Raw genomic sequence first — 21,900 nt, 5'->3', positions numbered from 1 at the left:
GATCGCTCACCGACCCCTTAACCGGTGCGGCCGTGCCAACGCGCGCTACCGACACCCATGCTGGCCCGGCCGCGCTCGCGCGCCATTCTTGAATCGGAAGACAATCATGTCCCCCCATATTCTGGTCGTCGGCGGTTCGATTGGCGGCCTCTTCGTCACGACGCTCCTGCAGCGCGAAGGGTTCGACATCTCCATCCGCGAACGATCGATCCACGGTCTCGATGGACGAGGCGCCGGCCTCGTCGCCCAGCGCGAAGTCTTCGACATGCTGCGTGAGATCGGGCGGGTCGATCTCGCCCGTTTCGGCGTAACGGCGAAAGAGCGGATCTATCTCGATCGGACCGGCGCAATCCTCTCGCGCCAGAGCATGCCACAGACGCAGCTGTCTTGGGACACGCTGTTCCGGACCTTCAGGGCGATGATCCCGAGCGAGCGTTACCAAGGCGGTGTCGGCATCGAGCGGGTCGAACGCGATGGCGCCGGGCTGATCCTGCGCCATGCCGATGGCACCGGCGAGCGCGCCGACCTCGTCATCGGCGCGGACGGCATCGGCTCGCGGATCCGCGCCGCTGTGGCGGGCGATGAATCCCGCCCGCGCTATGTCGGCTATGCCACCTGGCGCGGCCTGGTGCCTGAAGCGGCGATGCCGGCGGCGGCTGCCGAGACGCTGTTCGAACGGTTCGCCTTCTATGAAATGCCCGGCTCGCACATCCTCGGCTATCTCGTGCCAGGTGCCGACGGCTCTGTCGAGCCCGGACGCCGCCGCTACAACTGGGTCTGGTATCGGCGCTATTCCGAGACGGAACTCTCGTCGGTTCTCACGGACGCTGACGGGAAGGTGCACCCGTTCTCGCTGGCGCCGCCGCAGGTTCCGCGCTCGGCGGTCGAAAGACTGCATGCAGACGCGGCTGACCTCCTGCCGCCGGCCTTCGCCGCGGCGGTCCTAGCCGAGCCGCGCCCCTTCGTGCACGCGATCTTCGATTACAACGCGCCACGAATGGTCGAAGACGGCGTCGCGTTGCTCGGGGACGCCGCCTTCGTCGCGCGGCCGCATACGGCGATGGGCGTCGCCAAGGCCGCGGGCGATGCCTTCGCGCTTCGCGATGCGCTCGTTCGCTATCCGGATCTTCCGGAGGCACTCGCAGCCTATGAGCGCTCGCGCCTCGATATCGACCGCGCCGTCGTGGCCTATGGCGTGCGGCTCGGCGCCGCACTCGGCTAGCGGCGGCGTCGCCAGATCATCCTGCAAACCATCGTATGGCCCGGCGAAATCAAGGACCGATGTCGCGAGATGCACCGCCGGCCCACTGTGGTCATCAACGCAGCAAAGCGACCTCGAACGGTCGACTTCCCTGGAGAGGTAAAATCCATGACCACTGTTCGCGCCACCGACGATCCCAACGCAAGATCGAAACTCCATGTCGGAGCAACCTACGCGATGGCGACGGCTGCCGGTCTCGCCGTCGCCAACATCTATTACAACCAGCCGATGCTGGCACTGATCGAGCAGGATCTGCCCGGGAGACTCACCGGTGCCATCCCCACCGCCACGCAGTTCGGCTATGCTGCGGGGCTTTTCCTGCTCGTTCCGCTCGGCGACCTCGTCGAACGCCGGCGCCTGATCGTCGTGCAGTTCCTGCTCCTCGCCGCTGCGCTGGCCCTTGCGGCGCTGGCGCCCAATGCCATGCTCCTGGTTCTGGCGTCGCTGGCGGTCGGGCTCTGCTCCACCGTCGCGCAGCAGATCGTGCCCTTCGCCGCCCATCTCGCCCGTCCGGAGCAGCGGGGAGGCACGGTCGGCACGGTGATGGCGGGTCTCCTGACCGGCATCCTGCTCAGCCGGACCCTTGCCGGCCTTGTCGCCGCGGGGACAGGCTGGCGCGAGATGTTCTGGCTCGCCGTGCCGCTCTCCGTCGCCGGGGGCGTCCTGATGATTGTCGTCCTGCCGAAGAGCCGGGCGCAATCGACGCTGACCTATCCGCAGCTGCTGCGCTCGATCTGGCATTTGTGGCGGCAATACCCGCCGCTCCGCCTGGCGGCGCTGACGCAATCGGCGCTGTTCGCGGCTTTCACGGCGTTCTGGACCATTCTCGCCTTTCACCTCGCCGAGCCCCGCTTCGGCCTCGGCGCCGGGATTGCCGGACTGTTTGGCCTTGTCGGCGCCGTCGGCATCCTCGCCGCCCCGATTGCAGGCCGCTTCGCCGACAGAAAGGGCCCCGACGACGTCGTCGTGCTCGGAGCGATCGTGACGCTCGTCGCCTGGCTGGTATTCGGCGTCTGGACCACGATGCCCGGTCTCGTTCTCGGCGTGATCCTGCTCGACTTCGGCATCCAGAGCGCCCTCGTCTCCAACCAGCATATCGTGTTCTCGCTGGATCCAGCGGCGCGGGCGCGACTGAACACCGTCCTCATGGGCACGATGTTTCTCGGCGGGGCCGTCGGCTCCGCGAGCGCAACGCTGGCCTGGACCGTGGGCGGCTGGCTTTGGGTCAGTGCGCTCGGCACGGCGTTCTCGGCTGTCGCCGCCGGGATGCAGGTGCTCGCCTGGCGGAGACGCTAGCACCGCCCTCGACGCTCGGTCGGTCACTCCGGTTCGCGGCACTCATACCTTGGTTTGCCAAGGCCAGATCAGCGGATCATGTCTCCGCTGCAGATCCTCGCCATAATGGGCCGCAGAGCAAAGGTGGCGGGCAGTCGCCCATCCCCGCGCTGTCCTGTGCAATGAAGGAGCCCGCCATGGCCAAGTCCATCCGTCCCTATCACCAGCCGGCCGGTGGCTGGGGCGCGCTCAAGTCCATGGGTACGGCGCTCGTCGAGCAGCACATCGCCGTTTCCGGCATGGCCACGCTGGCGCGCATGAACCAGCCGGACGGCTTCGATTGCCCCGGCTGCGGCTGGGGCGAGCCGAAGCACACCTCGCGGTTCGAATATTGCGAGAATGGCGGCAAGGCCGTCGCCTGGGAGGCGACGACCAAACGCTGCACGCCGGCGTTCTTCTCCGCCCATACGGTGAGCGACCTGGCCCGTCTCTCCGACTATGAGCTCGAGATGGAGGGACGGCTCACCCATCCCTTGCGCTATGACGCTGCCAGCGATCGCTATCAGCCGGTGAGCTGGGACGACGCCTTCGCCCTCGTGGCGCAGCACCTCAAGGCCCTGCCCGACCCCGACATGGCGGAGTTCTACACGTCCGGCCGCGCATCGAACGAAGCAGCCTTCCTCTACCAGCTGTTCGCCCGCGAGTTCGGCACAAACAACTTCCCCGACTGCTCGAACATGTGCCACGAGGCGACGAGCGTCGGCCTCCCGCCCTCGATAGGCGTCGGAAAGGGAACCGTCGTCATCGAAGATTTCGACCGGGCCGATTGCATCCTTATCTTCGGCCAGAATCCGGGCACCAATTCTCCGCGCATGATGACCGAGCTCCGCAACGCCTCGCGCCGCGGCGCCGCCATCCTGTCGTTCAATCCATTCCGGGAGCGCGCGCTGGAACGCTTCCAGTCACCGCAGAGCGTCGTCGAGATGGCGACACTGAGCTCGACGCCGATCTCCTCACGCCTCTATCAGGTCAAGATCGGCGGCGATGTCGCGCTCATCAAGGGTCTGATGAAGTGCCTCGTCGAGGCGGATGCGGCGGCACGGCGCGAACATCGGCAACCGGTGCTCGACTGGAACTTCATCCGCGGCCACACCGCCGGCCTCCACGCGTTGCTGGCCGATCTCGAAGCAACCAGCTGGGACGCCATCGAGCGCCGGTCCGGCATCGCCCGCGCCGACATCGCGGCGGCGGCGGCAGTCTATGCCAAAGCCGATCGGGCGATCCTCGTCTATGGCATGGGCATCACCCAGCACCGCCACGGCACGAAGAATGTCCAGCAACTCGCCAACCTTGCTCTGCTGCGCGGCAATGTCGGTCGCGAGGGCGCCGGTATCTGCCCCGTGCGCGGCCATTCGAACGTGCAGGGCGACCGCACGGTCGGTATCACCGAAATCCCCTCCGACGCGCTGCTCGACGGGCTCAAGGCCCGGTTCGGATTCGAGCCGCCGCGCGCCTTCGGCCATAATGTCGTCGCCGCCCTCCAGGCGATGCTGCGCGGCGATGTCAGGGTCTTCATCGGCCTCGGTGGCAACTTCGCCGCCGCCATTCCCGACTGGACGCAGACCCAGGCCGCGATGCGCAAGCTGGACCTCACGGTCCATATTGCGACGAAGCTGAACCGCAGCCATCTCGTCCATGGCCGCGACGCGCTGATCCTACCCTGTCTCGGACGGACGGAACGCGACCTTCAGGCGACCGGCCTGCAAGCGGTGACGGTAGAGGATACGATGTCGATGGTGCATGCCTCCCGCGGACATAATGCACCAGCATCGTCCGACCTCAGGAGCGAGCCGGCCATCATTGCCGGCATGGCACGCGCAACTCTTGGAGCCTCATCGAAGGTCGACTGGGAGGCCCGGATCGCCGATTACGCGCTCATCCGCGACGACATCGAGGCCGTCTTTCCGATCTTCCAGGGCTTCAACGAGCGCATCCGGCAGCCGGGCGGCTTCCACCTCAACTCGCTGGCGCGCGAGCGAATCTGGGCGACGCCGACGGGGAAGGCCAATTTCCTGGTCTGTGCCGGGCTTTGCGAGGACGACGCCGAGGCGGACGACGCGATGTTGTGGCTGACGACGGTCCGCAGCCACGACCAGTACAACACGACGCTCTATTCGCTTTCCGACCGGTATCGCGGCGTCTACGGCCAGCGCGACGTTATCTTCCTCAATGCCGGCGAGATGGCGAAGCGCGGCCTCGAGGCCGATGACCGGGTGGACATCATCACTCTTTCTAATGACGGCATCGAGCGCGCGGTCCGCGGATTTCTAGTGGTGCCCTATGCGTTTCCCGATGGCGGCTGCGCCGCCTATTATCCCGAGACCAATCCGCTGATCCCGCTCTATGCCCATGATCCCGAGAGTTTCACGCCGGCGTCGAAAGGAATCCCGGTGCGGCTCGTGCGCGTCGCTCCGTCAAGGACCGCCGGCTGAAACCTGCGGCCGAGAGCCGCGTGCCGAGAGCCGAGGCCGCAAACGCCCGCCGCGCTCGCCATCGGCGTCCACTACCATTCAGGGATAGCTGCCTGTCTCGCGGGCCTTGCTCTTTCCTGCCCGTCTTGTTTGCAATAGGGAGTGCTGACACGCGGCCAGGCCGCCAAACTGAATCACGTCGCCGCCCATATCGAGATCCCCTGGGAGACGGACGCATGCGCATCGAGGAAGAGCTCGGTCAGCCAGGTCGTGGGACGACGCGGCCAGGCGATGACCTTCCAGGCGCATCTTGCGACGTGGACAATGTCGCTGCGCCGGGCCCGGGGCTCGACCGCATCGACGGCATATGGTGGAGCCGTCTCGCTGTCTCGCCGGAAGGGACCGAGGACGGGGTCGACATCCATCTTGGGCGCGAGCCGGACGGCCAATCTTGGCGCATTCTGAGCACGGCCCATGGCACGCCCGCCGCCGCGCGACTCGAGCACGAGGCGGCGCTGGTCAGCCTGCTCGACATCACCATCGCGGAGTTGCCGCAGAAGATCGGCCATCGCGAGCGGGTCATCCTCGTCTATCCGGCCCGTGACGCAGCGACCCTTGCCGATATCGCCGCCGGCACGCTTCCGCTCGAGCGGTTCATCGATCTCGCTCTGGCGGCAGCCCGATCGCTCACAAAGCTGCACGCGCTCGGTATCGTACATGGCAGCCTGCATCCGGCACGCGTGCTGGTCGACAACGATGGCAGCCTGCGCTTCGCCGGGTTCGGCCGTTCCCTCGCTGCCGCGCTTCCCCCCATCACCGGCGATGAGGCTTTGTCGGTTCCGGACATCGGCTATGCCGCGCCGGAGCGGGCGCGGCGACAGGATCCGCATTGCGATGCCCGCAGTGATCTCTATGCGCTCGGCGTGATACTGTACGAAGTCCTGACCGGAAGCCTGCCGCTGCAGGCGAACAGCATTGCCGCGTGGCTGCACGCCCATGTCGCGATCGCCGTGCCGCCGCCGAGTCTCGTGCGTACCGACACCCCGCCCGGGATCGACGCCATCCTGCTGAAGCTGATCGCCAAGGACCCGGACGACCGCTACCAGAGCGCCGATACGCTGCTCGCGGACCTGCAGCATGCGCGCGCATTGCTGTCGGGGACGGGAACCGTCGACGTGTTCGCCGTAGGTCGCGGCGACCTTTCGCCGAGGACCTCGCTGTCGAAGCGCCTGTTCGGCCGCGAACGCGAACGCGCCGATCTCGTCGCCGCAGTCGGGCGCGTCCGCCAGTTGGGCCGGATGGAGGTCGTGTTCATTTCCGGCGAGGCCGGCATGGGAAAGTCGGCGCTGGTCGAGCAACTGTCGAAGATCCTGCCGGCTGACTTTCAGTTCGCGATCGGCAAGAGCGACCTTCTGCAGAAGGACATTCCCTATGCGCCGTTCACGCAGGCGCTCGGCTCCCTGATCGGACGAATTCTCAGCGAGAACGCCGCGGTCCTCCAATCGATTCGCGCGCGGCTCATCGCCGACCTGGCCGGCTATGGCCGTCTCTTGGTCGACATGGTGCCCGAGGCCGCGTTCGTACTCGGCGACAGCGCCCCCTTGCCCGACGCGTCGGCGACCCTCACACAACTGCGGATCGGCCGCGTGATCCTTCAAGCAGTTGCCGCGATCGCACGGCCTGAGGCCCCGCTCGTCCTTTTCCTCGACGACCTGCAATGGGCCGACGACGCAAGCCTCGCCGTCGTCAAGTCCTTCCTGAGCGAGGCGCCCCCGCATGTGCTGCTGATGGGCAGCTACAGGACCGAGGAACTTGCTGATCGCCCTGATCTGGTCGCCCTCCTCGCAAGTGCGCGGTCCGGATCGGTTCCAGCGCTGGAACTCACCCTGCGGCCGCTCTCGTCCGCCGATATGGGCGAGCTTCTCGCCAGCGCGCTCGACAGCGCCTCGGCCGATGTCGCGCCCCTTGCCGACATCATCCATCGCAAGACCCATGGCAACGCCTTCTATGTCGGACAGCTGCTGCGAAAGCTCGTCGACGAGAAGATCTTGTCCTTCGATACCGAGCGACAGCGATGGGCATGGGATCAAAGCCGGCTCGGGCAGCAGCGCTCGATCGGCGAATTCATGCTTCACCGGCTCGACGGCCTGCCTGAAGGCCAGCGGGAGTTTCTGCGCCTGCTCGCCTGCGCCGGGGGTCGCTGCTCCCCAGCGCTGCTGGAGCGCCTGCTCGGTCGGCGCCGGGCCGAATTGGATGAGATCGCCGGGCTGCTGACCGAAAGCGGCCTCCTCGTCCATCAAGGCGCCGACTATGCTGCGGCGCATGACCGCGTTCTGGAGGCGGCCTATGCGCTGACCCCCGAGGAGGACCGGCCGGCGGCACATACCGCGATCGCCCGGCAACTGATCGCGCTCTATGGGGATGATCACGCCGAACTCGCCTTCGACATCGCCAGCCAGATCGAGCGCGGCGAACGGACCATGCTCAGCGAGGCGGAAAGGCTGTCCTTCGTCCGCATCCTGTCGGCGGCGGGCCGACGTGCGCGCAGAGCCGGCGCGATTCCCCGGGCCGCGAGCTATTTGCTGACGGCGAGGGGGATGATGCCGCCGGAGTGGCGCGGGAGCCATCAGCGCCTCTTCTTCGATGTCGAGCTGCTGCATTGCGACTGCCTGCTCGCCCTCTCGGCCGCAGATGAAGCGCTGCGGGCAATCGACGGGTTGCTGGAGGATACCAGTCAGCCGCTCGACCGGGCCGAGGCCTTCCGCCTGAAGGCCATCGCCCATACCATCCAATCCGACTATCGCCGTGCCATCGACGCTGCGCTCGCCGGACTGGAACTGCTTGGCATCGATCTCGATCGCTCGCCGGATCCGGAACATCTGAGGCAGGCCTACCTTGCCTGCCGCGCGAAGCTCGATCGCCACACGATGGCGGAGATCGCGGCCCTGCCAGAGATGCAGGATGCCACGCGGCGCTCGGCACTCTCTCTCCTCTCCACGCTGATCGCTTCGGCCTTCGTCGACGGGGAACTGCGATTTCTGCACGTGATCAAGATTGTCGAACTGACGCTCGATCATGGCATGACGCCTGAATCGGCCTACGGACTGGCCTGGTTCGGTGTCTTCAGCGCTCATCACTACGAGGCCTATGAGGACGGCGCGGCCTATGCCGCCGCGGCCGTGGCGATCGCCCGGCGCGATGGCTATGAGGCGCAGCGCACGGCAGCGCTCATTGCCCTCGATCAGGTCGCGGTCTGGACGAAGCCTCTCGGCTTCGCCCTTGCCCGCGCCCGCGAGGCGGCAGCAGCCGGTCAGGCGGCCGGCGATCTCGGCATGGCCTGCTATGCGCGCAACCACGTCGCCTCCGACCTACTGATCCTGGGCGAACCGCTGCGTTCCACCCGCGCCGAGATCGAGGAGGGACTGATCTGGACGCGTCAGATCAACTACAGGGACATCGAACTCATCCTCGGCGCCCAACTGCGCCTGGTCGATACGCTCGTCTCCGGAGACTATGACGCCGGCGCGCTGGTGCCGCCCGATCCGATCGTCTCCATCCCGACACAGTTCTGGGTGCACCTCTATGCCGGCATCACGGCGTTCTTCTTCGGCGATATCGACCGCGCAATCCTCGATCTCGAAGCGTCCGAAAGCCTGATCGGCGCTGTTCCCGCCCATATCGACGGTGCCGGCTGCCGCCTGTTCCTCGCATTGGCGATCGCGCGGTCACCACGCGCCAGAACCGATCCAAAGGACGCCATCGCGCGTATGGCCGGCGCCCGCGCCCGCTTCGCGGCCTGGCGAACGCTCAATCCGGCGACCTTCGCGAGCAAGTCCCTGCTGCTCGAGGCGGAGGCGACGCGGCTCGCCGGCCACGGCCTAGCGGCGCAGAAGCTCTACGCGCAGGCCGCCGAGGCCGCGCTGGCATCGGGCTTCATCCACGAGCAGGCTCTCGCCCATGAACTCGCGGCACGCCACTTGTCAGAAGAGGGATTGGACATTGCTGCGCAAGGCTACGCCCTTGCCGCCATAAGGCTCTATCGCCAGTGGGGCGCCGATGGAAAGGTCGCGCATCTGCACAGCGACTTTCCCTGGCTGAGAGATGAGATCGAGCCGCCTTCGCAGCAAAATGAGGGACAGAGCGCACTCGACCTCGCCGCCATGACGAAATCCGCCCAGGTGCTGGCCGAGGAAGTGGGGCTCGAACCGGTCATCCGCACACTGATGCGGGAAATGATCATCCATGCCGGCGCGCAGACCGGCCTGCTCCTGCTCATCCACGACGACGAGCCACTCATCGAGGCGACGGCGCGCGTCGAGCATCGGGACGTCAAGGTTGATATCCGGACGTCTCCGCCTACCGACCGAGATCTTCCGCTGGCAGTTCTGAACACTGTGATGCGCACGCGGAAGGCCGTTGTCTTTGGCGATGCCCTTGCCGAGCTCCCGCATCTGCGCAAGGCCGGATCGGACGAGCGGGGCATGCGCTCGTTGCTCTGCCTGCCGCTGATCAAGCGCGGCGTCCTCGTCGGTGTCCTCCATCTCGAGAACAGCCTTGCGGCGAACGTCTTCACGCCCGACCGGACGGCGATGCTGGAAGTGCTGGCGCCGCAAGCCGCGATTTCGCTGGACACGGCCAGGCTCTACCGAGATCTGGTCGACGAGAACACCCTTCGCGCGCAGGCCGAGATTTCGCTTCGCGAAGCGCGATCAGAACTGGCGCGCACATCGCAGATGACGGCGATGGGCAGCTTTGCAGCTTCGATCGCGCATGAGATCAACCAACCTCTTGCGACCGTCGTGGCCAATGCCGATGCCGCCATCCGTTGGCTGAACCGGGCGGAGCCGGATCTTGGCGAGGCGATGAGCGGGTTGGAAAGCATCCGCGCTGCGGGGCTGCGCGCGGCCGGCATCGTGAAATCACTGCGATCACTAGCCAAGCGTGCGCCCGCAGCCTTCTCGCCCGTCAGGCTCGAAGCCGTGGCCGAGGACGTGCTGCGCCTGACGTCGAATGAATTGGAGACGCATCAGGTTACGGTCGTCCGTCGCATGGGCGCATCGCGCGGGGTCGTACTCGCCGATCCGGTCCAGTTGCAGCAGGTCATCTTTAACCTCATCACCAACGCCATCCACGCGATGGAGGCGACGCCGCTCGGCGAGAAGCGCCTCGTCGTCGAGACGACGCATCAGGAGGGGTCGATCTGCCTCGCCATCAGCGATACGGGGTCCGGCATCGCGGACGACATGCTCCAGCGCATCTTCGAGCCTTTCTTCACGACAAAGAATTCTGGCATGGGCGTCGGCCTCGCGATCTGTCGCTCGATCATCGAGGCTCATGGCGGCGCGCTGGAGGTGCGATCGAGGCGCGGCGAGGGAACCGCCTTCTCCTTCACCCTCGGCCTGATGCCTGAGCCGCACCAGATGGGATCCTGATCACTCCTGCGGCAGCCGGATTGCCCAGCGTTGCGATCACGCCGATCAGATCGACGGCGCGAAGCGGCGAGCGGAACGCGCGAAAGGTCCCGCTCATCCACATCGAGCGCGCTGTTGGCGACTTCAATGCTGTGAGCGCGTCGCCTCGAACAGGAACCAGGTGCGGCGTTCGCTCTCGTCGATCCAGTTCTCGATGACACTGGCGGTGGCGACGTCGTTGTACTCGTCGCAGACCGCATGGGTCGCGCGGAGGTATCCCGTGATCTGCAAATTGTCGCTGGCGAGTTCGGCGAGCATGTCCTGTGCGGTCACATAGGCGGCATCGTTGTCGGCGATCCGCTGAAGCCTCTGGATATGGCCGATCGATCGCAGCGTCGTGCCGCCAACCTTGCGCGCCCGTTCGGCGATGTCGTCGGTCATCGCGAAGAGCTGGTCACCCTGATCGTCGAGCATCAGGTGATAATCGCGGAAATGCGGGCCCGACATGTGCCAGTGGAAATTCTTGGTCTTCAGATAGAGCGCGAAGACGTCGGCGAGCAAGGTCGTGAGGGCGGCGGCAATGTCGCGCGTCGCCTCTTCGCCGAGGTCTGTGGGCGTGCGGAGCGGGGCGATCTGCCGCGTCTTCGCCGTGAGGGTGGTCATGGAACTCTCTCCTTGAGCAGGGGCTGAGCGCGGCAGCGACATCCGGCGGGGCTCGCCACAAAACGCGCTGTCATCACGGCTTCAGCAATAGAAGCCTCGGCGATCCGCCGAAATCGGCTGTTCGGTTGGCCGGCCTATACGAGGGTTTAGGCCCAGCTCTCAGCCATCAAGTCTACGGGCGCCAGACAGCGCTCGTGAGCAGTGCGGCGATGGTCAGCCCGTCTATCATCGCGGTGATGGCCGTTTGGCGGGATGAAGCTGTCCGGGCTCAGCCATCGCCAAGAGCTTGTCCAACAATGCCCCGAGCGTTGCTCGTTCCGTATCCGTGAGCGATGCAAACATTTGAACGCGGATATCGCTGGCGACCTTGTTAGCGGCATCGAGCATTCTGGCTCCTGCCGACGTCAGCCGGTGGTCAATACGGCGGCCTTCCCCGGCGCGGCGCTCAATGAGCCCTTGTGCTTCGAGCCTGGTGGCCAGCGTGCCAAACGCCTGATCCGTCTGAAATGTCGCAAGCGCCAGTTCATGGCCCGATGCAGCGGGTCTCGCGCCAATTGCGCGGAGTGCGTCCCACTGCACGATGGTTGTTCCGAGGGGTGCCAACGCGGCATCCAGCGTGCGGTGCTGCCGGTGCTGTGCGGCTTTGATTTTTCGACCCAACCTTTCGAGGTCCATCGACATATCGCGTTCTCCACACTTGCCATCCGCTTGATATAAGAGTAGTTATATAAATATGTTGATATCAAGCAATGAGTGGATGATGACCACGCCGAAAATGGAGATCACGATGATCGAACAGGGTCATGGCGCGCCTGTCCTCGTGCTGCATGGCGGTGGAGGACCGTCGACCGTGGCTGGCTTGGCAACGCATCTGTCTTCGACGGGCTTGGTGCTGACGCCGACTCATCCTGGTTGGAACGGCACATCGCGGCCCACCTCGATTTCCAGCGTGGTTGATCTGGCGGACCTATATCTGCGGGAGCTGGAACAGCGGGACTTGAGCAACGTCAAGGTGATTGGCTCGTCGATGGGCGGTTGGATTGCGGCCGAAATGGCTCTCCGCGATGCTCAACGACGAATTGATCGGGTGGTGCTCATCAATAGTGTCGGGGTGGAAGTTCCGGGACAGCCGGTTGTGAACTTTTTCAGCCTGACGCCTCGTCAGATCGCTGAGCATTCGTATCACGACCCTGATCGGTTCTTTGTCGATCCGCTGTCTTTGCCGCCCGAGCGGCGAGCCTCGACGCAAGGTAATATCGCGACGCTACGAGTGTTGGCTGGGACTCGTATGGCCGATCCAGATCTGCTCGGGCGCCTAAGCGCCGTCATGGTCCCGGCTCTGGTGATTTGGGGGGAAAGTGATCGCATAGCAACGCCAGCCTATGGGCGCGCGATGGCCCAGGCATTCGGGAATGCGCGGTTCGCTTTGGTGGATAGAGCCGGTCACCTCCCGCATATTGAACAACCGGAGGCGACATTCGCCCTGATCGACGAATTTATTAACCGACAGTAAACACGACTAGATGGCCGCGAGATATTTTCCGGTTGGCCTTAGTCATGAGCCATGAAAGCTTTCATTGGGTGACCTTCGACACTTCGGCCTCTCGCAATCATAAGACGTCCCGTTGCTCAAGTCCTCGAAGCAAATTGATCGTCAGCGTGCCCACGTCATTGTTCTCGCCCTGGCCGGGAAGCGCGCCGAGAAAGGACACGGAACTGGCGGAAAATATGATGCCGCCGGACGGATGCTTCCAGAACGTCATATCGGCGCGCCGTTGCGATCGCCGGTCTTCGTTCCCTGCCTCAAACCACCTGCCAGGATCATCGACATAGTCGTCCGGAAAGCCCGTCGCCGTAGCCAGAATGACGATATCGAGCGGACTGCCCAAGGGGTAGTTGACCGAATCGACCTCGTAGCCCGCGGCACCGCCCAGCACGATCCCGGAATCGCCGAAACAATCTGCGACGCCCGCGAACAACCATTCGAAGCCTTTCGCAAAGCTGGCTTCCCTGCGTTGAAACGGCAAGGCCGACGAGAACCCCATCAGGGAGATGCCAACCCCCACAAGGCGATGTTCGCCTTTGCCGCGGTCTCTGAGATATCCGCCTGGCTCGTTGGTCAGGGCGAGGCTCATCTCGGCCAAGGGTCCGTCCCAGGTGCGGCCGGCTTGTGTGGGACCGCGGCGGAGTTCCATCCATTCATCACGGTAAGCCACCACGGCCGCGAAACCATTGCCGCCGAGATAGGCGAGCCGTCCGCCGCCCGCCACATAGCCGCGATAGGCCTGCTCCATTCGGACCGAAAGGTATTCAGGGTGGCTGCCTGTGATCACGCCACGATAGCGGCCGAGGAGCGCGGCGCCCTCGCGATGAAGATCGGCATCGGTCGCGACATCGACAGCAATGCCATGACGCGCGCAGAACTTCAGGAAATGCAGATCGACCGGGAGATTGTGCGGATCACCGCAAAGCGGGTATTTATAATCATCACGCAGGGTCGCCTTGGGCTTTCGCGTCGACACCAGCGACACGCCACTGCCGTCGGCGTGAAAGTCGTAGAGCGACCGAAGCTCATTGTCCCGCGCGAAGACATGACCCCCGTCCGTTCCTATCCACTCATAGAGATGGGGAGGAAGGTATTCGTCGGCATAAGCGAGATAGGTCGAGGTCGGGACCACGAACAACAGCGCGGCGGCGGGATGGCTTGTGGCAACGAAGAATGGAATGCGCTCGCTGATGTCTGCCGAAATCAGTTCGAATGCGTAGACGCCGCTTTCAGCGCCATCCGGAATCTCGACTGTATAGTTTACCGGCCAATCCAACCCCTCCATATCCGTTTCGTGGAAATGTAAGGCGTCGTAATGGTCCGGAGCAAGACGCGGATCGAGCACGCTGCCATCCCAGCGCGCCGAGCAGACGCAGAAGGTTGGGCCTCCACGAAGGCGGAGCGCCGCTCCGGCAGCGATCATCGGCGCCTCAGTGAACAGAGTTGGAAACACCCAGTCGGCGACGCCGTCTGCGCCTGAAAGCTGGATCCTTCCCAGTCGCGCGTTGAGGGTAGCGACGGACTCTTTCACATCGGAAAACAAGGCGATGATCATGGGTCGCGGCGCATCGAATGCTGCGCTCGAGAGATGAGGCTTGAAGGCATTCAGGCTGCTCGCCGTCAATCTCCCCTCGTGCCAGTTCAGCTCAAGACGCAACCATTCGCGCGAAGGCAATTCAACCAACTGGGTCTTGTGGCCGCCCACCTCGAGCTCCAGCGCCCCGCCCTTGATGACGAGCTGGAAGGTGCCCCCGTCCAAGAGAACCTTGCGGCCCACATTGCGGGTCAGGAGAATCTCGAAACTGAGATTGGCAATCGCGCCAAGGTGTTCGTAGCGTTCGATGGAGGCCCAGGCGCCGCGCGCAAACACTTGATGCTCTGCGGCTCTGGCCGTCCGCACCGGCCAATCGATCGCCGGCATGTCGTCACGGTCCAGCCGCCGGATTCTCACGGCGTCGATAGGGCGATCGGACGAAGCGCTGAGCGAGCGTGTTCCCGGAGGCCCTGTCCACGGCTCGACATAGCCGACGATGGGCATGGCCCGGTGCTCGACGCGGTAGCGCATCAGCTCGCTCGATCAGGCATTGGCGCGGGAATCCACAGATGATGTCGGGACATAGCTCGGTGTGATCATTGAAGTCGTCATCGATACTGATGCCATGATCGATCGCGGCGGCCAACTCGGCTCAAACGACCTCCAATAGCGACCGGACGAAGAAGTCGTTGTCGTCGGACGATCCGATACTCACCCGGATGAAATGATCGAAGCCGGCCTGTCGCCACGGCTTGATGATGACACCCCGCGTGAGCAAGGCCTCCGCGACCACGCTCGCCGGCTGGCGCACGTCGACAAACAGGAAATTGCCCTTGGATGGGGCGACGCGAAATCCATTGTCGGCGAGGAGAGACCGGATCCGCACACGCTCGCTTCGATTATGCACAACGCCCCGCTCGAGATGATCCAGGTCGGCAAGCGCCGCGAGCGCCGCCATCTGGGCTGCCGCATTGCTGTTGAACGGTGTCCGCACGCGATCAAGGAAAGATCTCAGTTCCGGACTGCTGCATACGCCGTAGCCAACGCGCAGGCCGGCGAGGCCGTAGGCTTTCGAGAGAGTCCGCAGCACCAGCCAATTGAGGTCCGAACCGCGAAGCATGTCGATGGCAGAAGGGAAATCAACCTCGCCTGCTGCATATTCGAAATAGGCCTCGTCGACCACAAGCAGCGTCTCCGGCGAGAGAGTCGTGACCAGTTTGCGAAACGCTCCGGTCTCCAGCCAAGTGCCGACTGGGTTCATTGGATTGGAGAACATCATCATCTTGGCACCGCGACCCGCCGCGATCAGCCGGTCGAGCGGCACGGAGAAATCGGCCTCGACGCTGACGCGCTCGACATTCGCGCCCATCGTCGTGGCATAGTCCTCATGCAGGGGGAACGAGGGATAGAACGTCACCATCCTGTCACCAGGATCGAGGACGGCGCGGCATGCCGCGGCAATCAGTTCCTCGGAACCGTTGCCGAGAATGATCGCCTCTGCATCGATGTCGAGCGATTTGGCCAAGGCGACACGAACCGTTCGAGCGGATGGGTCCGGATAAAGGGCAACTGCCTTCGCCAGCGATGCCAGCGCGGTTGTCACATGAGGCGACGCGCCGAGCGGATTTTCATTGGATCCGAGCTTCGCGATCCGCGGCGGATGATAGCGCGCCTGCACCTCGTCGATGGTCAGTCCCGCATTGTAGGGGGACAATTCGCGCACTTCGCTTCGAATGAGTTTATGCATCGATATGCTTCCCGTTCCGAGCGCCGCAGCCGAAAATTCGCAGTTGACAGGCCCAGACGCCTATGGATGTATGTCTATACATATTCGACGGGATGTCGAGCAAGTCCCCCGAGGGGATTCGGTGATTGCCAACGAGGGAGACAGAGCTTGACTGTCAGTTTCGCCTTGATGGGGAAATACGCCTTCGTCACCGGCGCAAGCCGGGGCATCGGTCGGGAAATCGCCGAGGCGCTGGCCGGGGCAGGCGCCGACATCGCCATCTCTGCGCGGAACATCGCGGATCTCGACGCAACCCGAACCGCCATCGAGGCGACAGGCCGCAATGCACTCGCCATTGCGCTCGACGTGCGCGATACGGGCGCCTGTCGGGCGGCCGTGCACCATGCTGCCGTCAAATTCGGCAAGCTGGACATTCTCGTGAACAATGCCGGCTACGAAGAGGTCTGTCCTTCGCTTGATATCGAAGAAGCGCAGTGGGACGCTATCGTCGATACCAATCTCAAAGGCGCGTTCTTCGCCGCTCAGGCGGCGGCCAGGGAGATGAAGACGGGCGGCGGCGGCTCGATCATCAATCTCTGCTCGCTCACCTCCTATGTCGGCATTCCCACCGCCGCGCCCTACACGTCGTCCAAATCGGGCCTGCTCGGCATGACACGCGCCCTGGCTGCGGAATGGGCATCGCTCGATATCCGTGTCAACGCGATTGCGCCCGGCTATTTCCATACGGCGATGACCGACGGCTTCTACGCCTCCGAGAGCTGGCGAGAGACAATGATCGCCAAGATTCCGCTGCGGCGCTTCGGCAAGCTTGAAGACCTGGCGGGCGTCGCCGTCTTTCTCGCGAGCGAGGCTTCCGCCTATATCACCGGCCAGTGCCTGCCCGTCGACGGCGGCTATCTCGCCAGCATCTGAACCTGAATCGGGCTTTGGCATCAGCGGTCGGCGCCCCAAGCACAGTCCAGAGAAGAACACGATGTCCAATGTCTCCTTCCACGAGTTGGCACACCTTGATGGAGCAGCCCGTGAGGCGCTTCTGAAGCGATCGGAATCCGACCTTTCCGTCTTCGTCGAGAAGGTCAAACCGATCATCGAGGCCGTTCGGGTCGAGGGCGACGCGGCGCTGGTGCGCTTCGCGCGGGAACTCGACAAGGCGTCCGTGGAGTCGGGCCGGCTGAAAGCGACCGAGGAAGAGTTCGATCGTGCCTTCAAGACCGTCGATCCCGAGGTCATCGAGGCGATCAGTTTCGGCGTCGAGAACATCCGCCTCTTTCACGAGGAGCAGAAGCCGGAGGCGATGTGGCTGAAGGAGATCCGGCCGGGCGGCTTTGCCGGCGATCGCTACACGCCCATCCGGTCGGTTGCCCTATATATTCCGCGCGGCAAGGGCGCCTTTCCCTCGGTGACGATGATGACAGCGGTGCCGGCAGTTGTCGCTGGCGTGCCCGAGATCTCCATCATCACACCGCCAACGGCGGATGGCTCTGTCGATGCGGCGACGCTGGTGGCCGCGCGCATCGCGGGCGTCGACACGGTCTACAAATGCGGCGGCGCGCAGGCGGTGGCTGCGGTGGCCTATGGCACCGAGACCGTGCGGAAAGCGCTCAAGATCGTCGGCCCCGGCAGTCCCTGGGTGGTCGCCGCCAAGCGCGTGCTGGCCGGGGTCATCGATGCGGGGCTGCCGGCCGGGCCCTCCGAGGCGGTGATCCTGGCCGATGACACCGTCCATGGCGGCCTCGCGGCCCTCGATCTCCTGGTCGAAGCGGAGCATGGGCCGGATTCGTCAGCGTTTTTGGTCACGCATAGCCGAAGGGTCGCGGAGGAGGCTCTCGCCGCGCTTCCCGATCATTGGGCGCGGATGACCGAGCAGCGCGTCGCGTTCTCGAAGGCGGTGCTGACCGGACGCTATGGCGGCATCGTGCTGACCGCGAGCGCCGAGGAGAGCATCGCTTTTGTGAACAACTATGCGCCGGAGCATCTCGAGATCCTCTCGACCGACCCTTTCGCCTATCTCGGCCGGATCACGGAGGCAGCAGAAATCCTGATGGGGCCGCACACGCCCGTCACCATCGCCAATTTCGGCCTCGGGCCGAACGCGGTCCTTCCGACGAGCCGCTGGGCACGCACTTGGGGTCCGCTCTCGGTCCACGACTTCGTCAAGCGCTCATCGATCGGCTATGTGACGGCCGACGCCTATCCGCTCTTCGCCCGCCACGCGCGAACGCTTGCCCGCTATGAAGGCTTCTCGTCGCATTACAACGCGGTGTCCGAGATGCGCGACGCCTATCTGAAGCGCTGATCGTGATGAAGGCAGTCAGGCTGCATAGCATTCGCACGCTCTCGGTGGAGGCGGTCGGCCCCCCGCCCCCGCCACGAGCCGGGGAGGCCCATCTCAAGGTGCTGGCCGCCGGAATCTGCGGTTCCGATATCCATAACTATCTCACGGGACGCTGGCTGAGCGGCCCGCCTCACATCGCCGGGCACGAACTCACCGGCGAAGTGCTGGCTCTCGGTGAGGGGGTCGCGACCCTCGCGATCGGCGATCGCGTCGCTGTCGATTCCCGCTTTTATTGCGGCACATGCGATCATTGCCGAGCCGGGCGCAACAATATCTGCCGGTCGCTCGGCTTCGTCGGCGAGGCCTGCGACGGCGGCTTCGCCGAAGAGGTCGTGCTGCCCGCATCCCTGCTGCACAGGATCGATCCGTCCATTGATGCGCGCGCCGCGGCCATGACCGAACCGCTGGCCGTCGCACTCCATGCCGTCAGGCGGCTCGCCCCTCCGCAAGGCGAGCCCGTCCTGGTCGTCGGATGCGGCACGATCGGCGGCCTGATTGCGCTGATTCTCTCCACTGCCCATGACGGGCCGATCCTGATCACAGACCGCAACGCGGCTCGCGCCGCGCTGGTCGCCGACAGCATCGGCGCGCGCGTCGTCGAGTTGACGGAGGAGCTGCTTGCCACGATCGGACATGTCTTCGACGCCAGTGGCAATGTGGCTGTGATCGAGACCGTCATTCGGGGCATGCGTTCGGGTGGCGGGCTGGCGCTGGTCGGCATTTCGCATGGCACCGTCGCGCTCGACCCCAACCTCCTCGTCGAGAAGGAGACGACGCTTTACGGATGCCACGCCTTCACCACCGACGATCTCATCGAAGCCTCCGTACTGGCCGGCCGGCATGCCGACATTCTGCTTCGGTGGATCGATGCGGAATATGCGCTCGACGATGTTCCACGCGCCTATGAGCGGATCATTGCCGGCGCCGCGACGGGCCTGAAGTCAATCGTCCTGCCACACCGGTGACGCTATCACGATGACAGATCAGCCCCAGTTGATGAACACAGCCAAAGCCGACAGCCGCACGGCCGCGATCAGGGCCATGGCCCGCGAAGACGACGGCGAGGCACGGCGGCTGATCGCCGCCTTGATTGCCGATCTCTTCAAGATTCCCATCACCGATGTCATCATCAATCGCGACCAGTACAGCCTCAACTCGCTCAACGGCTTCCTGACCTCCGCCGGTGCCGACTACTTCTTCAAGTTTCACCAAGAGGAAGGTGAAGAGGCGATGGCGGGCGAATATTATCGCGCCGACATTCTTGCCGAAGCGGGGCTGCCGATCGATCTGCCCGTCTACAAGTCGGTGATGGCCGGCGAGCAAATCCTGATCTATCGCCGCCGGACCGACCCACGCTTTTCAGATGTCCTGCGCCGTCTTGATATAGGACTGGACGATGCGGCCGAGGATCGCGCAATCGCGGCCGAAACGGCTCTCAACGGCGAGATCTTCAGGGTCTTCGAACGGAGCCTTCATCCGATCACCGCGGCAGAATCCGAGGCCGAACCGGTCCACCGGCTGTTTCACCAACGCATGATCGATCCCTCCACGGGACTGGCTCCAGGCGGGCGGTACCGGCAGTTCTATATCGGCCAGCGCTTCCGCTTTCCCGGCGCAGACCTCTCATGGGACGAGTTCTCCAGTGCAAGGATCTGCTTCAACGGGACGACCTATCGCCGGTCGGTGGGAGCGTTGTTCGAAGATGCGCTTCACCGCCTTGATCCGCGCCACCTCGCCGATGCGGGCGGCGTGATCGCCCATGGCGACGCCCACAATGCCAATGTCTGGTACCTCGATGACGCTTTGCAGCCGCGGCTCATGTATTTCGACCCGGCTTTCGCAGGGGAGAACGTCCCCGCCCTCCTGGCGGAGGTGAAGGCCACGTTTCACAATTGCCTTGCCCATCCGTTCTGGCTCTATGAGCCGGCTGAGGCGGAGCGCCGCTACCAGACGCGCGCCAATTATCGGGATGGTATCCTGTCCATCGAGACAGACTGGGATCTCTCGGCGGTGCGCAAGCGGCTGCTGCATGCCAAGGCGGCGGAGGTTTGGCGGCCGCTGCTTGCCTTGCTGCGAACGCGCGGGCTACTGCCGGGCGACTGGCGGCAGGTGATCCGCAACGCCCTCTTCCTGTGCCCGACGCTGGTGATGAACCTCCGGGCCGGCGCGGCCACTCACAATCCGTCGTCCTCGGCGATCGCCTTCGGTGTTGCGGTCATGGTGGGGTCTGAGCCGGATAGAGGCAGCGATCTGATGACGGCGTTCTTCGACTCCATTGACCCAGCCTGACTCGCGCGAGGCAGCACGATGATCGTCAATGCCGATGACTTCAGGGACGCCGCGCGGCGACGGCTGCCGAAGATCTTCTTCGACTATATCGATGGCGGCAGCTTCGGCGAGACCACGCTCCGCCGCAACCGCGACGATTTCGACCGCTGGGCGCTCGAGCAATGCGTCCTGCGCGGGTCGATGCAGCAGGATCTTTGCGCCGATATCCTCGGTCATCGCGCGGCCCTCCCGCTGATGCTGGGGCCGGTCGGATTTCTCGGCCTCTATCGGCGCGACGGTGAGATCGCAGCCGCCCGTGCGGCGGCGACCGCGGGCATCCCCTGGTGCCTCTCGACATTCTCGATCCGCTCAATCGGGTCGGTGGCGCGAGCGGCTGGCGGCGAAGGCTATTTCCAACTCTATATCCTGGACGACCGCGGGCTCACCGAGGAGCTGCTGGCCGGTGCCGAGCGCGCCGGTGCTGGCGCCCTCTTTGTGACCGTCGACACGGCGATCACCGGCATAAGGGAAAAGGATGTGCGCAACGGCTTTCGCGCCGCAACGCGTCTGACCCCGGCCATGCTGATGAACATGGCGACGCGACCGGCTTGGTGCCTCGACGTTCTCGGCAAGGGAACGCCCTCGGTCGAAGCTGTCGATCACCGCGCCGAATTCGGCCGCGGCGCTCTTGAGCAGGCGGCGAACCTGTCGCGGCGGATCGACAAGACGCTCAGCTGGGCCGACGTCGCATGGCTGCGTGAGCGATGGAATGGCAAGCTCGTCATCAAGGGCATCCTGACGGCAGCCGATGCGCAACTGGCCAGGTCAACCGGCGCCGACGCCATCGTGATTTCCAACCATGGCGGCCGCCAGCTCGACGCCGCGCCCTCCACGATATCGGCGCTGCCCGAGATCGCCGAACAACTCGGCGGCGAGATCGACATCCTGATCGACGGCGCCTTTCGGCGTGGCTCTGATGTCATCAAGGCGCTGGCACTCGGCGCGTCCGGCGTCATGCTCGGCCGCTCCTATGCCTTCGCGCTGGCGGCTGGCGGTGAGGCCGGCGTCGCAAAGCTGCTCAACATCTTCAGGACGGAGCTGACAATAAACCTTGCCCTGATGGGTCTCGATTCCGTCGACGCGTTGCGGCGAAACGGGCGTTCGGCGGTCCGTTTCCTCGATGCGCCCAGGGCCTGAAATGGCGCTTCCCGGCCTCGCCAGCCATCAGTCTGCTTGAAACGACACGCGCAATAAATCTATACTTATAATCGGACAACAAGAACAAACTTGCGCGCAAGCCACCAGAAAACGACAACAAAGGCGGATGGAACCGGAGAACTTCGACTCCGCCGAACCAGAGGGATTGTTTGGATGCTCAACCTCAACACC

Annotated in this window: 14 protein-coding genes; 10 read left to right on the top strand and 4 right to left on the bottom strand. The window is 64.5% G+C overall.

Going from position 1 to position 21,900, the window contains the following annotated elements:
• Positions 1–106 precede the first annotated feature (106 nt).
• The 4 genes from BUB39_RS12020 to BUB39_RS12000 all read left to right on the top strand — a co-directional run bounded on the left by BUB39_RS12020 (position 107) and on the right by BUB39_RS12000 (position 10,439).
• On the top strand, positions 107–1,222 hold the full coding sequence (locus BUB39_RS12020; protein WP_073053482.1) for an FAD binding domain-containing protein: 1,116 nt from the start codon (positions 107–109) through the stop codon (positions 1,220–1,222).
• Positions 1,223–1,369: 147 nt separating this feature from the next.
• The gene (locus tag BUB39_RS12015; RefSeq protein ID WP_073053479.1) at positions 1,370–2,557 is read left to right on the top strand and encodes an MFS transporter; all 1,188 of its coding nucleotides are present in this window, start codon (positions 1,370–1,372) and stop codon (positions 2,555–2,557) included.
• Positions 2,558–2,733: 176 nt separating this feature from the next.
• Positions 2,734–5,028 (top strand): FdhF/YdeP family oxidoreductase, encoded by a 2,295-nt coding sequence (locus tag BUB39_RS12010; protein ID WP_073053477.1) that lies wholly within the window; start codon positions 2,734–2,736, stop codon positions 5,026–5,028.
• A gap of 215 nt (positions 5,029–5,243) precedes the next feature.
• The gene (locus BUB39_RS12000) at positions 5,244–10,439 is read left to right on the top strand and encodes a trifunctional serine/threonine-protein kinase/ATP-binding protein/sensor histidine kinase (RefSeq protein WP_084527274.1); all 5,196 of its coding nucleotides are present in this window, start codon (positions 5,244–5,246) and stop codon (positions 10,437–10,439) included.
• 123 nt (positions 10,440–10,562) lie between these two features.
• Here BUB39_RS12000 and BUB39_RS11995 read toward each other — a convergent pair whose 3' ends face one another.
• Positions 10,563–11,081, bottom strand: a complete 519-nt coding sequence (locus BUB39_RS11995) for a Dps family protein (RefSeq protein ID WP_073053474.1) — start codon at positions 11,079–11,081, stop codon at positions 10,563–10,565.
• 225 nt (positions 11,082–11,306) lie between these two features.
• Positions 11,307–11,762: a MarR family winged helix-turn-helix transcriptional regulator gene (locus BUB39_RS11990; RefSeq protein ID WP_073053472.1), complete on the bottom strand. Its 456-nt coding sequence runs from the start codon at positions 11,760–11,762 to the stop codon at positions 11,307–11,309.
• 76 nt (positions 11,763–11,838) lie between these two features.
• On the opposite strand from BUB39_RS11990, the gene BUB39_RS11985 reads away from it, so the two are divergent.
• Positions 11,839–12,594 carry an alpha/beta fold hydrolase gene (locus BUB39_RS11985; protein WP_210187061.1) on the top strand — a complete coding sequence of 252 codons (756 nt, stop codon included), beginning with the start codon at positions 11,839–11,841 and terminating at the stop codon, positions 12,592–12,594.
• A gap of 97 nt (positions 12,595–12,691) precedes the next feature.
• Here BUB39_RS11985 and BUB39_RS11980 read toward each other — a convergent pair whose 3' ends face one another.
• Together BUB39_RS11980 and hisC are read right to left on the bottom strand one after the other, a co-directional pair.
• Positions 12,692–14,692 carry a N,N-dimethylformamidase beta subunit family domain-containing protein gene (locus tag BUB39_RS11980; RefSeq protein WP_073053470.1) on the bottom strand — a complete coding sequence of 667 codons (2,001 nt, stop codon included), beginning with the start codon at positions 14,690–14,692 and terminating at the stop codon, positions 12,692–12,694.
• A 121-nt stretch (positions 14,693–14,813) separates the two neighbouring features.
• Entirely contained in the window at positions 14,814–15,908 is a 1,095-nt protein-coding gene (gene hisC, locus BUB39_RS11975) for a histidinol-phosphate transaminase (RefSeq protein ID WP_073053468.1), read from the bottom strand.
• A 168-nt stretch (positions 15,909–16,076) separates the two neighbouring features.
• Between hisC and BUB39_RS11970 the strand changes: the two genes are divergently transcribed.
• The 5 genes from BUB39_RS11970 (at position 16,077) to BUB39_RS11950 (ending at position 21,708) form a co-directional block, all read left to right on the top strand.
• Positions 16,077–16,820 carry an SDR family NAD(P)-dependent oxidoreductase gene (locus BUB39_RS11970; RefSeq protein WP_073053466.1) on the top strand — a complete coding sequence of 248 codons (744 nt, stop codon included), beginning with the start codon at positions 16,077–16,079 and terminating at the stop codon, positions 16,818–16,820.
• Between the two features lie 61 nt (positions 16,821–16,881).
• The gene (gene hisD / locus BUB39_RS11965; RefSeq protein WP_073053463.1) at positions 16,882–18,204 is read left to right on the top strand and encodes a histidinol dehydrogenase; all 1,323 of its coding nucleotides are present in this window, start codon (positions 16,882–16,884) and stop codon (positions 18,202–18,204) included.
• Between the two features lie 5 nt (positions 18,205–18,209).
• Positions 18,210–19,208, top strand: a complete 999-nt coding sequence (locus BUB39_RS11960) for a zinc-dependent alcohol dehydrogenase (RefSeq protein WP_073053460.1) — start codon at positions 18,210–18,212, stop codon at positions 19,206–19,208.
• A gap of 76 nt (positions 19,209–19,284) precedes the next feature.
• Positions 19,285–20,532: a hypothetical protein gene (locus BUB39_RS11955; RefSeq protein WP_210187076.1), complete on the top strand. Its 1,248-nt coding sequence runs from the start codon at positions 19,285–19,287 to the stop codon at positions 20,530–20,532.
• Positions 20,533–20,550: 18 nt separating this feature from the next.
• Positions 20,551–21,708 carry an alpha-hydroxy acid oxidase gene (locus BUB39_RS11950; protein WP_073053456.1) on the top strand — a complete coding sequence of 386 codons (1,158 nt, stop codon included), beginning with the start codon at positions 20,551–20,553 and terminating at the stop codon, positions 21,706–21,708.
• Positions 21,709–21,900 lie beyond the last annotated feature (192 nt).

The organism is Kaistia soli DSM 19436 (genome assembly GCF_900129325.1).
Classification (GTDB): Bacteria; Pseudomonadota; Alphaproteobacteria; order Rhizobiales; family Kaistiaceae; genus Kaistia; species Kaistia soli.
This window is presented reverse-complemented; position numbering and strand designations above follow the sequence as displayed.